The sequence below is a fragment of the Candidatus Hodarchaeum mangrovi genome, assembly GCF_975850365.1.
This window is the reverse complement of record NZ_CDLCQJ010000137.1, coordinates 26491-40063: the sequence shown is the minus strand read 5'-3', so window position 1 is coordinate 40063 and position 13573 is coordinate 26491. Positions and strand designations below refer to the sequence as shown.

Sequence of the window (13573 nt, the reverse complement as noted above, 5' to 3'; positions counted from 1 at the left end):
CTATTGCGAGTTCAGACTTTAGATCCCATATGTGTTAGTAAAATTGCAGCAGGAGAAGTTGTCGAAAGACCTGCTTCAGTAGTGAAAGAACTTCTGGAAAATTCTATTGATGCAAATGCTACTGAAATTCGTGTAATAATTAAAAATGGAGGTAAAGATTTAATTGAAATTCACGATAATGGTTCTGGAATAATCGCTGAAGATCTTCCTCTCGCCATTAAACGCCATACAACAAGTAAAATTCGTACCGAAGAAGATCTCAAAAAAATCTTAACTATGGGTTTTCGTGGTGAAGCACTTTATTCAATTGCTTCAGTATCTCGTTTTTCCATTTCTAGTCGTACCTCGAATGAAGAATTAGCAAGTATTATTTCAACAGAAGGAGATGTTGAAAAATTTACAATTTCTGAAGAAATAAGGGCGTCTCCAGGAACAACTATTCGTGTAAGAGATTTATTTTTTAATTTTAATGTCCGAAGGAAATTCATGAAAAAAACTAGTGTTGAAAAAGCCTACATTTACGAAATTGTTGCCCAATATGCAATTGCTAATCCCCTAATCACTTTTCAGTTTATTTCTGATGGATTGGTAGAGTTTCAAACAATTAAAACATTAACACATCTTCCTGTAATAAAAGAGACTCTAGGTGTAGATATTGTACAATCTATCATCGATATAGGAGTAAACCAAAAAAATGATATTTCAATACAGGGATACATTAGTAAACTGGGAAAATTACGAAGAAATCGAAAATATCAATATTTCTTTCTAAATAGAAGAAGAATTGCATCTAATTTACTTCAAGAGGCGTTAGAAGAAGGATTTCATGACTACATGATGAAAGGCCATTATCCAATAGCTTTTCTTTTTATTGAGATGCCTCCTGATCAATATGATGTAAATATTCATCCACAAAAACGTGAGGTACTTTTTTTTGATGAACAAGTAATACATAATGTAATTAGCTCTACTATCGTTCATTGTCTTAAAACACAGACTCTTATGCCAAAATTATCCCCTATTTCAAGGATCAAGCAGACTAAATTAGCACAAAAGTCACAAGATTCTAATCATACTCCTTATCTCTCATTTCCAAAACTTGTATTAGAAAAAAACAGTAATATTAGTGAACTAGATCATTTTTTAGAAGGAAACCTCTCTCAAAAAGAGCAAGAAACCGATTTAAGAATTCTTGGTTCAAGTGTTAAATATCGTGGTCATCTTGGAAAAGAATTTTTAATTTTAGAAGATGTATCATCGAATGACCTCATAATATTGGATTTTCATGCGACATCTGAAAGAATTAATTTAGAAAAAATTACTAAAATGTATGAGACTAAAACAATTCTAACACAAACCCTCCTAGATCCATTCAGAGTGGAATTAAGCCCACAACAACGGATTATTATTATTGATTCAGTTGTAGAATTGTCAAATCTTGGATTTGACATCAGATTTCCCAAAAATAATAAATTTATGTTAGAAATTCATGGAATTCCTCAAATATTGACTAAAGGTAATTTAAATGACTTTTTTATAGATCTTTTTGATAACATTCCAAAAATAGTTGTTCAAGACAAAATTAAGGATATTTTAAATATCATCGCGTGCCATTCTGCTTATCGTGCTGGAGAATTTCTGTCTTTTCGACAAGTTCAGGAGCTTCTAAATGATTTATTAAAAACTGAGAATCCTAGAGTCTGTGCACATGGAAGGCCAATTACTTTCCGAATCCCTTATCAAGAAATAAGGAAGAATGTTGGGAGGATCTGATTAACTCAAATTTGGAATTATTAGGAATCCCTTTGAATCAAGAGAATATTCATATTGAATAATAAATTTTTCTTTCTTAAATAAACTTATATTTAATGTGTTTGGTTTAATCCCTTTTTCAAAGAAAAAATGCCAATGAAAATAATGAAGGGTTAAATTTTGAAGGAAAGGCTGAAAATAATTGTTAAAGTATCGTGCTTGATTAGTAACAATAACTGGAAAGGATAACTTTTTAGAGATTGAACAGATTAAACTTGCAATATATGAGTTTAGATGTATTTCTTCCCTTCGATTTAAGTTTGAATGGCGAAAAACATCATCAATGAATAGAATTGATCTTTCATCTAATACTTGAACGAAGAGATCATCCAGTAGAAGAGCTTCTTCCTTAAGTGATTTGGGCTGAAATATAACCATATTCTTTAAAAGGTGTTTAATTGGTTGAAAACGGATGACTGGAAATTTTCCAGTTAGATCGATTAAATATATTTTGTTATTTCCATTTTTAAGCTTAATTTGCATAATTTGAACTAAAAAAGTTGTTTTAAATGTTCCTGGCTGGCCATAGAATTGAACTACTATATTTTTCCAAGTAAATATCTCACTTAGAGGGTCTTTCATATGTTGAATTTCATAAAAGAGATGACATCTTAAATTATTACTGATTTAATATTTTTGAAGAAATCAATAGAGATCTTTCAAGGATATACTTGGAAAATGCCCCGAAAATTCAAAATCGCAATTCAAACCGAGGATATGCGGTTGTACTATAAACTTATGAAATACTTAAAAGCACCTCGGTTGATTACACGATTTTTTGCTACGGATCAAACTATTCCAATTGAAGATTTCGATTTAATCATTACTACAACCGTATCTGCAGAAACTATTGAACCAAATAGTAAAATAATTAGTTTAAAGTCAGATGAAATTGAGCCAAGCATTGTTCCTAGAATTATTGGGTTAATAGCTCGTAAAAAAACTTCGATATTTAGAAAATTAATAATAGGGATAGATCCAGGAAAAACAATAGGATTAGCAGCAGTTTGTGATGGGATGTTATTATATGCTACAACAGCAAAGCTAAATACACTCATAAATAAACTTAAGGATGTAGTGGTCACCTTTCCAAGTGAGGAAATTGTAATTAGAATCGGAAACCGACCACCTTATGTCTCAAATATCATATTCAATAAACTGTTCTCCTTTTTAGGAAAAGAACCCAAATTTACTCTTGAAATTGTTGAAGAATCATTTACAACGTCTAAAAATGCTAAATTAAAGCATCAGTTAGGAATAAATGAAGGGGCAGCATTTTCTATTGCACAGAGGTCTGGAAAGCAATACAATGATATGGTAAGAAATTTCATTCCCAAAGGTCACATTAAAGAAATAAAGAATTGGAGTAGACAAAGATCAGATAACCGTTTAACTGTTGATTCTCAACTGGCTGAAGCTGTAGCTTTTGGTGATATTACCCTTGATGATGCAATTTTGGAGAAGAAAAAAAAATTAAATAGTGATAAAAAGGAAAAACCCAATGATGGGGATAAATTATGACGAATCAATGTGGAATTTTTGTTGGAAGGTTCAATCCTTTTCATAATGGTCATTTACAAGCAACAAAACAAATTTTAGCTCAGGGGGATGAGCTTATTGTGGCAATTGGAAGCACTCAAGAATCTCATACCTTTCAAAACCCTTTTACCGCAGGGGAACGGATTTTAATGATTCACAACTCTCTTATTGAGGCTAATCTTCCTCTTTCTAAAATTATTATTACATCGGTTCCTGATATTCACAGATACTCTATTTGGGTAAAACACCTTAAAAGTTATTGTCCTCCTTTTACTTATGCTATCACTAATAATGAATTGACAAAAAGGTTATTTTTTGAGGCAGGAGTCACGGTTAAACCTATTGGGCCTTTTAATCGATCTGAATTAAATGGAACTAGAATTCGTAAATTAATGCTTGAAGGGAATCAATGGAAAGAACTTGTTCCTCTTGCTGTTACTAAAATTATTGAATCCATAGATGGTATCAGTAGAATTCGTTCAATCTCTGATTCAAAAATTAAGTGCTAATAAGTGATGTTTGATGCCTTCTTTTAATCCATTCCGTGAAATAATCCCAATTCCTAAAGCGGAAAAATTATTCCAGATGGCCCAAACAGCTGTAATGAAAACATCTATTAGAGGAACATCTGAAAATGTTCCTCCTCTTCTTAGAATGAGACGAAAAGAAGCTACTAGAATTGAACTTCTTTCAAAAGAGTTAAGATCTCGATTATTTCGTATTGTTGAAGAATTTCCTCAACTGGATTCGGATACTATAAATGCTTATTATGTTGAAATCTTAGATTTAAGCTATGATATTAATGAGCTAAAAAAAACCCTAGGTTCTATTACTGGAACAGCAGAGGTTGTATGGAAAATAAAACGTGAACATTTAGGAAATGCTTGGAGGGCAGCTTCTGTTATAGATGCAAAATTTATTCGAAGATCTGCATTCGGACGTATGAAATCTGTAATTATACGACTTGACGAGAGATTACAATTTCTTGAAAAAGTACGCCAAGAAATGCGTTTATTACCAGGAATTGATTTAACCCAACCAATATTTTGTATAGCTGGGTATCCCAATGTCGGAAAGAGTTCCTTAGTGAATACAATAACTGATGCGACTCCAGAAATTGGTGTTTACCCCTTTACAACAAAAGAAGTAACACTAGGACACCTTAAAATACCAATTTTCGGATCTAAAGACGCAATTAAACCTTTGACTAATATAATAGTTCAGATTGTTGATACACCAGGAATTTTGGATCGTCTACTCACGGAACGAAATCAAATTGAGCTTCGAGCTCTTGCAGCAATTAAAACTCTAGCAACTGCTATAGTCTTCATCTTTGATTTTACCCAGTATGAGGCTCTTCAAGCACAAATAAATCTTTTAAAACAAATAATAAATGAATTTAGTAATGTTCCGTTACTTTTGATTGGAAGTAAGTCAGATATATTCACAAAAGAGCAAGAAACAGATTTTTCTAAGTTTTGGGTTAAGAATTTTCCTCAAAAAGAAATTAAACTTCTATCCATGAGAGATAAAAAGACTATAATTGATATATTCACAAAATTTTTTTATTCCAATGAAATCAAAATTGCTAAAGTCATCACTCAAAGAACAGAATCTCGGATTGATTCTAAATGAATAATTATGCTTTTCTTTTATCATATCTTCCATCATTAAAATACAGTGGCTTTAGTAAACAATTCCACGATTCTACAAACATTCTAACAAAAGTTGCCATGTCCCTTAAGGAATCACGATTACTAAATTCTATTAATAATTCAAATATAAAGATAGCTAGCAGAACAGATCGGGGTGTTGGAGCATTGAGACAAGTTTTTTCTCTAAAATGTTCTCAATTTCCCATTTTAACGGAAATTAATTCATATCTCCCAGATGATATCTGTATCCTTGGAGTAAGGGAAGTTTCTTCAGCTTTTAATCCAAGATATGATGCGAATTCTAGAAGATATTCCTACTTTCTTATAATGGAAAATTTTAATATTGATGAATCCAAAAAAGCTCTTCAATATCTTCAAGGCACCCACGATTTTCAATTTTTCTCTAAAGAAGACTTAAAAAATCCAACTAAAACTATTAGAAATCTTAAAAGTATTGAATTAATATCTCATGGAGATAATACCTACCAAATTAGAATTGAATCCAGATCTTTTTTATGGCATCAAGTAAGGAGAATTGTTGGGCATTTAATAGAGATATCTGAAGGTCGATATAATTCTGATCATACTCTGAATCTATTGAATAAAACAGCTGATTGGCCAAGGCCCCCCATCGCTCCCTCTGTAGGATTAATACTTGAAGATATTTCTTATCCTGATTTATCTTTTAAAATTGACCAAAAATCACTTAATAATTTTTTCAAGACTATTAAGGGCATTCTAATTGACCTTAAAAGAAATGAGCATGTTTATTCATTTTTCTATGCTAATATAGAATAATAGTTTCTATTTTCCATTTATCTCATTGATGGTGGATTCCTTTTTCTTCTCTGTAATTTGGAGATAATATGGTCCGAGAATTGTATATAATATTGCAATAAATAGAACTCCACTAAGGGTTATTAATGAGGGGAGGAAAAAAAAGACAATCACCACAATACCAGCAATTATTATAAAAGTGGTATCAGATGTCATTTGACGCTTGGGTGTAGGATAAGGAATACGTAAAACCATTAAAATCGCTGCTATAACAGCAATGAAGGTTAATAATTCGCCAGTAGGCCAAAAAACCCAATTCAATTCTCTAAATCGTGCCAGAACCGCACTAGAACCGACTAATAATGCTGCTGCTGGGGAAGGGAACCCTTCGAAATAAATTTTTGTTGGATAAAATGTAAAACGAACTAATCTTGCCCATCCTGCTAGAGAATAGAACATAGCAATTAAAAGACTAAAGAAATTTGAAAATAATGCGTTTTCATTGAATATAAGCGGAGCTTTAATTAGTAAAATTCCAGGAAGAACAGCAAAAGTTAGGATATCACAAACTGAATCAGCATAGAGCCCAATTGTAGATTCAGAATCAGCCATCTTAGCAATTTTTCCATCTAAGAAATCAAAGATAGCACCAAGAATTATTAATTGGACAGGGGCAAATGGTGTGGTTTGTAAGAATTTTGAATTCAGAGCTAAACTAATACCTAATAAACCGCATAATCCATTAAACAAGGTAAAGCTTAAGGCAATAAAAAAGAATTTATTTGTTCTTACCATAACTAGCTTTCCTCGACCAGATTATTTTAGTTTTCAATCTTTTTTGCTATTTTTGTAACTCCAGCAATGCTTTTGTTTCCTTTGTGGACAAGCACTTGAAATGTTTCTGGAGGATAATGTAGATCTACTTCACTTCCATAATGAATAATACCTAAACGTTGGCCTTGCTCAATATGCGTTTTTATAGGATAAAAAATACTACATTTTCGTGCAATCATTCCAGCAATCTGAGTCACTCTTATTCTTCCATTAATACTATCAATTTCAATATTTTGTCTTTGATTTTCTTTTGTGCCTCGAGAAAGGAAGGAAAAGAAAGGCCAATGTTTCCCATTTTGCTCTGTTATATTTGTAATTACTCCAGAAACTGGCATACGAGTAACATGAACATTCAGGAGGGACATTCTGATACGTACAATCCCATCTTTTGGATCTACTTCATAAATTATTCCGTCAGCAGGAGAAAATAAATAGGAATCCTCAGGGGTGATTATTCGGTTTGGATCTCTATAGAAAAACAAATGAAATACTAAGATCACAAAAATTATTGGGATTGATAGTATTAAAATTGAATGGACTAGTCCATAGAAGAACAATAATGGGATTATTGTGAGAAGTGCAAGAGTTCCCTTTTCATGACCTTTTGCTAATTGAAGCATTTAAGCTGTCTCATATTATATTAGTTAAATTTTTTTGGAGGAAAACTTAAACAATCATCAGGAAGCCTTTAAAGTTTTGTTCCAAGATTCTAAATTTCAGTAATTTTATTAATCTGAATATCTGGTTTCAATATATAATACTTTCTTTAAGTAGAATACAGTTTATTTTTCTAGAAACCTTGAAATAACTAACCTTTTTTATTTTCGGTTTCATAAGACCTATACAAGTCAACTAATGGCATTTAAATCTTTAATAATTTCCCCCAAAAGAATCTTTAAAATATAAATAAACCAAAATATCGTGAATAATGAGAATACTCTGAAAATGGAGTCAAGACAATTATGATTATAGATGAACAAAATCTTTCATCTGAGGAAATAATTAAGCTCGCATCTCTATTGAAGGTGAAAAAGCGTAAATCTGAGCTTGAAGTTAAGCTTGAGAAATTAAAATTAAGAGCTATGATTGAAGAGCATGACCTAGGTAAAGAAATTAATGAAATAAGTCATGAATTAAAAAATATTGAAGAAAAAGCAGATAATGAAGAAGAAAAACCACATGGTCTATTAATCCTCATACAGGAGAAAGAAAGAGTGGTTAATAGCCTTCAAAAACTTCACGAAAAACGAGATAAAATTCAAGATCATGTTTATAACTCATTAAAAGAAGAATATATGAATGAAGATAATTCAATTCAAATAAAGTTAGAAAAAATCAGGGTGCACTTTCGTTCATTAATTAATGAGTTGCAAGATCAGAAAAAATCATTAGATCGAAAACTCGAGGAAATAAATCTCCGTCAGAAAATTGAAGAGCTTCCAGATGAAGTTTATAATCAAAAATTATCTGAATTGAATACTGAAGCGGATCGTTCAACAGATCTCTTCGAAGCAACAACCTATCTACTCTCCTTGGTGGAAAAATCGTGACTACAGAGTTTAAAGATAGAAAAAATGAAGCAAATAGATTAGTAAGTGAGAATAGAGTTAAAAAGTATCTTATTAATGGTGTTATTGAACGATGGGTTGTAGTGGGAAATGAAAGGAATTATTTAGTGATAGTTAATCCTTTTTGGTGTCGATGTTACGATTTTCAAAATGAAGTACTAAATGAAAGAATCATTCAATGTAAACATAATTTAGCAGTTCTAATTGCCCAAAAAGAAATGAAATATGATACTTTCGAAGTGGATAAAGAGGAATATGATTTAATCCGTGAAGAATTGATATTATAATAAAAAAATCACTTATCACTTATATGAAAAATAATTTATTCAATAGTGGTACAAATCTCCTTAAACAGATTTATAATTTTTGTTTTTACCTCATTTATCCCTAATTTTTTCTTATTGTTGTAACCAGCAGCTCCATCATGACCCCCTCCTATTCCTCCATAATCTGAGACTAATACTGGAATAATATCCTTACCTAAAGAAATCCCTGTTTCTAAGATGAATTGGGATGAAGCTCGAAGACTAATTCGAGTTTCATACTTATGTATTGAAATAACAATTGCTACATCACCTCCCAATCGTAGAAGAGCTCTTGCCACAGCTGCTTCGAATGAACTTACGTGGGTAAATAAAAAATCGAAATTAGATATTTTTACTAGCTTCATTCGTTGAGCACCCCTGATACAGGCTCTTTTTTCAGAGAATTCTCTATCAAACAATAATAAATTCAGAGTTTCTTGATATATCTTAAAATTTTCTTGAATTAAAAACATAACTGCGTGAAAAACATTTGAATCAGCATGGAGAAATCTTTGTGTATCAAAAAGTAAGCCTGCAAGCAAAGCTTTCCTAACAGAAGCATTCAATGGTATTTTATCATGATAAAAAATGGAGGTGATAATTTCTGTCGTTGAATAAAATGATTCAGCTCTAAAATCAAATTCAATCGGAAATAATAGGTCTTGTTTGATATGGTGATCAATAATTATCAATTTATTTTTGGGATCGATTGTCTCTGGAATGATTTGAGGAGTATCAAGAAGAATGATTAAACCTTGTAACGGAGTTTCATTCTCAAAAATTAAATCAATTTTTAATTCAGATTCATGAAATATTCTTTCTCCCAGATGATTAAATGAGTTTTTCAACAAAAAAATCTTTACCTTAGGATTATAATATCTTATCAAAGCATTTATCCCAATAACAGCTCCTATTGCGTCAGGATCAGCTTGAGGATGTATAATTAAAAAAATATCATCAAAATTCTGTTGCAAGTATTTTGTTAAGGAATCTAGATTTGGTAATAATCTCATAGTCTTATTCACTTCTTGAAATCTTTAAATATGTTTCAATTTCTTCATGGAGTTCATTGATTCTTCTCATAACAGGATGATTCATGCTTAAATATTTTGAAAAATAATTCAAGACTTCTTCGCGACTTAAAATTTGAAGGTTTTTGGATATATTATCAGAATAGGCTACTATTTTTTCTTCGATAGTACTTGGTAAATATTCTTTTGTTGGAAGACCAAATTCGTATGCTTCATCCTTTAAAATACCAGCAAAAATATGGTTTTCAACAATATATACTAATTCGGCTGGGAATCCATGTTGTTTAATAATTTCTCCTCCAATGATCCCATGATCTATATTATGAGATTGACTTCTTCCAATATCGTGTAACATTCCACCTGCTAAAACTAATTGACAATTTAAAGTTGGAAAAAGAGCTTTGAGTTCTTTAGCAATGGATAATGCTGTTTGTGTCGTAAAAATGACGTGATCAATAACTTGAGGTAGTGAATGATGTTGAAGGTGAAGCTCAATACATGTTAAATAATTTGGTAGTATATTCATTTAGTTCACCATTATTACTTTCAAAAATCCATATATGAATACTACAATTATTGACAACCTGATTGAGCGAGATAATTTTGATAAGAAATAATAGAACTATAAACAAAGAATGACTTCGTTCTTCTGAACCACTTAATTCATACTGGAATTAAGTAAATATCCTAAAAACCAAGTTTTAATTTTCAACAAATTTAAAGTATATTATTTATTTCACCTATTAATAGAGGTTAGATATGGATGGGCAGGGTGAGATTTGAACTCACGACCTCTAATTCCCGAAACTAGGATCATACCAAGCTAGACTACCTGCCCAAGTAAGATTAAAACTTTGATTACTATAAAAGATGGTTGATTTTGAGAAGACGTATATAAGGGAAGTTATAGATCTTCAAACCCTTCTCCTGTATCTTTTTCTAATTCAGATTCTTCTTCTTCAGTTTTACTGGGAGGTGCAGATGATAAGAGTTTAGTTACAAATTCTGAATAACATTCAAGCAATTTTTCGATTTCATCATTAGATAATCGATCCCCTACCACTGATTTAACATCCTTTGTTGTTTTCGGATTAAGATTGACAAGTTGGACGGCAAGTAGACGAGATAGATTAAAATCCTTTTGAAATGATTCAATGACTTGTTCTGAATAAGCTGCATTACGAGACAGTTTTTCTGCATGCTGAGCAGTTACTCGCTGGACGTAATTAATTCCAGCTTCCTCTCGTACCTGGAGTAGTTCAAAAACTTGGCCTAGAGGAATTGGCTTTTCCTCTGTGATTTTTCTAACCATATATTCCCCAATCCTGTAGAATGGTCTTAGATAGACTGAATTATTCAGATTGAGCTCTTAAATGTTCAGGACGGGTGGTTATTTTCTTTTGAGAATTTCCATCCGTGACTTGAACAAGGTATGCTTGGCCCCGTTTTTCAAGAATAACACCTGTTTTTCCATGAAATCGCCTGTGTGGTTGTCCTTTTTGAATACTTGGTTCTATAATTATGTTAACCTTAGAATCAACTTCATATTCAGTAAGAACACGGGATAAGGAGGGTACTCCTCGCTTTCTGGGATGTTTATGTAACAAATTCCTAGTCCTGAAGCTGCTACCCTTAGATTTTTTAACCATATTAAGATCCTCGGTGTTATTATACTATATGTAGGGGCTTGTGAATAATTACACGTATTAATGTATCATAACGTCATTTAGATGGAGAAATTGAATATCAAAAATAGTTTTCTTATATAAAAAATCGTTCAAAAATAATTAATCTGACTGAGCAGGATTTGTTGAAAGTAATGAGTTTGAAGGTTCAAGAACCTCGATCACATCTAGTTTAGTTACTATAGCTTGCGTATTAAGCAGCATAGATAAACTAGGGGTAGTTCTCCCCTCATCACCAGAAATTAATTCTTTAACATATAAACCCCCCTCACATAAAATAAAAACTGTAATTTCCTGAGGTGATATATGTTCGAATCTAAACGTGATTACTCTTCTATCGCGAATTTTGTCAGCTCTACGATGAACAACTCGGTGAGGAGTACGTTGTTTAATGATACTTTCTTGAAAATTCTTTATAATCCCTTTCTTTAATGTTTCCGTTATTTCTATAGGAGGATTCAATGAGATCTGAGCTCGGTAAGCCTTTGCAGTTTTAGTAGACCTTGTTTTTAATTCTCGAACCTTAGCTCGATTAGTGAACCCCTTAAACTCTACTTCTACTTTTCCCAAAGCTTTTTCCTCAATCTGAATCTTTAGCTGATCTAAATTCACATTTCTAATACGTGGTTCTGAGATTTCGAGAACAAATGGTCTACCTGTTCCAACCATTCGTGCATCAATATCCTCACGTCCAGCTCCATGAAATTTACTTGAGGAAGCATTTGTAGCTAAAAGAAATGGTTCTGATATGAATTCTTCAACAGAATCTTGATACATTTTTCCAGTAAAATTACATCTTTCACAGCCTTTTCCTCTGCACTTTCGACAAAACCATCGTGATTGGGGAATGCCCCGCTCAAGTTTCCGATATCGTCCTAAAATAAAAAGGGGATTGCTCTTTATGAGTACTTTATCTTCAATGAGATCATAAGTAACCACAATATCAGGTGCTTTGAATTCTACAATCACATTAGGTACAAGGCTTTGTAAACGTTTGCCAATTTCACGATTGAATTCTGCTTTAATAGATTCACCAAATTCCAAGTTATAGGAACTTCGAATATTATCTTCTGAATCAAGTATAACAGGTGGAAATATACTACCTACGAGGAATGTCGAATATTCATACTCCTTTAACGAAATGAAAGCTTTTTGAGTAAGTTGATCTAAATTATCTGCTAAAAGAAGGTCGTGACAAATATCACATGGTTTTGATGAACTAATAACATCTGGGAAATGTCTTTGGAGCGATTTAATCCCTATATCAAAATCTTTAGAAAGAAGAGAGCTGAAAATAGTTGCTTTAACATCTTGTATTCTATAACGATGTTCCCATTCCATCAATACTATTATTTTTAGTGCAATCCCTCGTGAATAATTAGTGAGTCCTGATAATAGGTTACCAAATTGTCGACCTAGGCAAGCATTACAACAATGGATGTCTGTAATTACCTTTTCAACTTTCTCTAGAATTTTGGAGTCCATTAACTATGCCTTCATCTTAAAGAAGAAAATCTAAAATCTAAAGTTTCTATTCAACAAATTGTCTTATTTGAGGCAAAATTTCTTACGATAATAAACTATTTCCACTTCTCTGTTTTACTGATTTTTATAAAAGATTAATATATTAAGGATAATTATTAGAATCTCTAATGAACACTAAGTTCAATGAAAATCAAAAAAGATATTTTTTTAATCTTATCCTCCCTTTTACATTACTTTTATTGTTATAATCAGGTACGAGAAAAAATGCGTAAATTCCTAATTATCTCCAATACTGTTGATACATCTCAACCATTATCCCTTAATTCTTTAACAGCTTATGGACGATTGGATGTTATTTGTCGATGTATTTCTTCAGCATTTTATCTCTCGAATGATTTTCGAAAAGATGTGTTTTTGAGTATTTTTTTCCAGAAAAATCAAAAAATTATGGAAATAGATGGAAATAAGGTACGAGGATTGAATCCAGATGAACGGGCAATTGCTGGTGTCCTTAAAAAGATATTTGTAGGTAAAGAATTTCCAGGTATCAATATTCAATCACAAGATTTAGACGTGATCCTAAACGATCAATCAATCCTTTTGCTGGATAAAAATGGTACTAAATTAGATTCAGCGATTTCAGAGTCTAATACTTTTGTTATTGGGGATCATCTAGGGTTTCAAATCGAGAATAAAGAATTATTACAAAATTCAAGAAAAATATCTCTAGGTAAAACTGAATATATGAGTTCACAAGTCATAACAATCCTTCATTTTCTATTGGACAGTTAAAAGACAAAATTAGTTATTGTATTTGAATCAAAATAGCTGGAATAACATAAAGATAGTCAATTAAAAAGAATCATAATATTCTCCCCTTAA

At 31.7% G+C, this 13573-nt stretch carries 16 protein-coding genes and 1 tRNA gene; 8 read left to right on the top strand and 9 right to left on the bottom strand.

Features of this window, described 5'->3' with window-relative positions:
* The first annotated feature begins 3 nt into the window (after positions 1–3).
* Complete coding sequence (mutL, locus tag ACWVCY_RS13110; protein ID WP_455143296.1) at positions 4–1773, top strand: DNA mismatch repair endonuclease MutL; 1770 nt, start codon at positions 4–6, stop codon at positions 1771–1773.
* On the opposite strand, the gene ACWVCY_RS13105 is transcribed toward mutL, so the two are convergent.
* Positions 1774–2394 carry a hypothetical protein gene (locus ACWVCY_RS13105; protein ID WP_455143295.1) on the bottom strand — a complete coding sequence of 207 codons (621 nt, stop codon included), beginning with the start codon at positions 2392–2394 and terminating at the stop codon, positions 1774–1776. It abuts the gene before it with no gap.
* A gap of 96 nt (positions 2395–2490) precedes the next feature.
* Here ACWVCY_RS13105 and ACWVCY_RS13100 point away from each other — a divergent pair, with 96 nt between their 5' ends.
* The 4 genes from ACWVCY_RS13100 to ACWVCY_RS13085 are packed head-to-tail and all read left to right on the top strand — an operon-like array spanning position 2491 to position 5804.
* Positions 2491–3333: a hypothetical protein gene (locus ACWVCY_RS13100; protein WP_455143293.1), complete on the top strand. Its 843-nt coding sequence runs from the start codon at positions 2491–2493 to the stop codon at positions 3331–3333.
* Positions 3330–3860 carry a nicotinamide-nucleotide adenylyltransferase gene (locus tag ACWVCY_RS13095; protein ID WP_455143292.1) on the top strand — a complete coding sequence of 177 codons (531 nt, stop codon included), beginning with the start codon at positions 3330–3332 and terminating at the stop codon, positions 3858–3860. Before ACWVCY_RS13100 ends, ACWVCY_RS13095 begins: the two co-directional genes overlap by 4 nt.
* Before the next feature lie 13 nt (positions 3861–3873).
* Positions 3874–4986 carry a GTPase gene (locus ACWVCY_RS13090; protein ID WP_455143290.1) on the top strand — a complete coding sequence of 371 codons (1113 nt, stop codon included), beginning with the start codon at positions 3874–3876 and terminating at the stop codon, positions 4984–4986.
* Complete coding sequence (locus ACWVCY_RS13085) at positions 4983–5804, top strand: tRNA pseudouridine synthase A (protein WP_455143288.1); 822 nt, start codon at positions 4983–4985, stop codon at positions 5802–5804. Before ACWVCY_RS13090 ends, ACWVCY_RS13085 begins: the two co-directional genes overlap by 4 nt.
* Positions 5805–5810: 6 nt before the next feature.
* On the opposite strand, the gene ACWVCY_RS13080 is transcribed toward ACWVCY_RS13085, so the two are convergent.
* Complete coding sequence (locus tag ACWVCY_RS13080; RefSeq protein WP_455143286.1) at positions 5811–6578, bottom strand: CDP-alcohol phosphatidyltransferase family protein; 768 nt, start codon at positions 6576–6578, stop codon at positions 5811–5813.
* A gap of 26 nt (positions 6579–6604) precedes the next feature.
* Positions 6605–7237: a phosphatidylserine decarboxylase gene (locus ACWVCY_RS13075; RefSeq protein WP_455143284.1), complete on the bottom strand. Its 633-nt coding sequence runs from the start codon at positions 7235–7237 to the stop codon at positions 6605–6607.
* Positions 7238–7579: 342 nt separating this feature from the next.
* Here ACWVCY_RS13075 and ACWVCY_RS13070 point away from each other — a divergent pair, with 342 nt between their 5' ends.
* Entirely contained in the window at positions 7580–8167 is a 588-nt protein-coding gene (locus ACWVCY_RS13070) for a hypothetical protein (protein ID WP_455143282.1), read from the top strand.
* Complete coding sequence (locus ACWVCY_RS13065) at positions 8164–8472, top strand: hypothetical protein (protein ID WP_455143281.1); 309 nt, start codon at positions 8164–8166, stop codon at positions 8470–8472. The genes ACWVCY_RS13070 and ACWVCY_RS13065 overlap by 4 nt, the downstream gene beginning before the upstream one ends.
* Before the next feature lie 35 nt (positions 8473–8507).
* Here the strand turns inward: ACWVCY_RS13065 and ACWVCY_RS13060 are convergent, their stop codons facing one another.
* From ACWVCY_RS13060 to ACWVCY_RS13035, 6 genes are all read right to left on the bottom strand, one after another.
* On the bottom strand, positions 8508–9503 hold the full coding sequence (locus tag ACWVCY_RS13060; protein WP_455143280.1) for a DHH family phosphoesterase: 996 nt from the start codon (positions 9501–9503) through the stop codon (positions 8508–8510).
* A gap of 4 nt (positions 9504–9507) precedes the next feature.
* Positions 9508–10047 (bottom strand): HDIG domain-containing metalloprotein, encoded by a 540-nt coding sequence (locus ACWVCY_RS13055; RefSeq protein WP_455143279.1) that lies wholly within the window; start codon positions 10045–10047, stop codon positions 9508–9510.
* Positions 10048–10285: 238 nt separating this feature from the next.
* A tRNA-Pro gene (locus tag ACWVCY_RS13050) sits at positions 10286–10359 on the bottom strand.
* A 66-nt stretch (positions 10360–10425) separates the two neighbouring features.
* Positions 10426–10833: a hypothetical protein gene (locus ACWVCY_RS13045; protein WP_455143277.1), complete on the bottom strand. Its 408-nt coding sequence runs from the start codon at positions 10831–10833 to the stop codon at positions 10426–10428.
* A gap of 40 nt (positions 10834–10873) precedes the next feature.
* Positions 10874–11170, bottom strand: coding sequence for a 50S ribosomal protein L21e (locus ACWVCY_RS13040; protein ID WP_455143276.1), 297 nt, complete (start codon positions 11168–11170; stop codon positions 10874–10876).
* Positions 11171–11308: 138 nt separating this feature from the next.
* Positions 11309–12691, bottom strand: coding sequence for a tRNA pseudouridine(54/55) synthase Pus10 (locus ACWVCY_RS13035; RefSeq protein ID WP_455143274.1), 1383 nt, complete (start codon positions 12689–12691; stop codon positions 11309–11311).
* A 264-nt stretch (positions 12692–12955) separates the two neighbouring features.
* Here ACWVCY_RS13035 and ACWVCY_RS13030 point away from each other — a divergent pair, with 264 nt between their 5' ends.
* Complete coding sequence (locus ACWVCY_RS13030; protein ID WP_455143272.1) at positions 12956–13483, top strand: hypothetical protein; 528 nt, start codon at positions 12956–12958, stop codon at positions 13481–13483.
* Positions 13484–13573 lie beyond the last annotated feature (90 nt).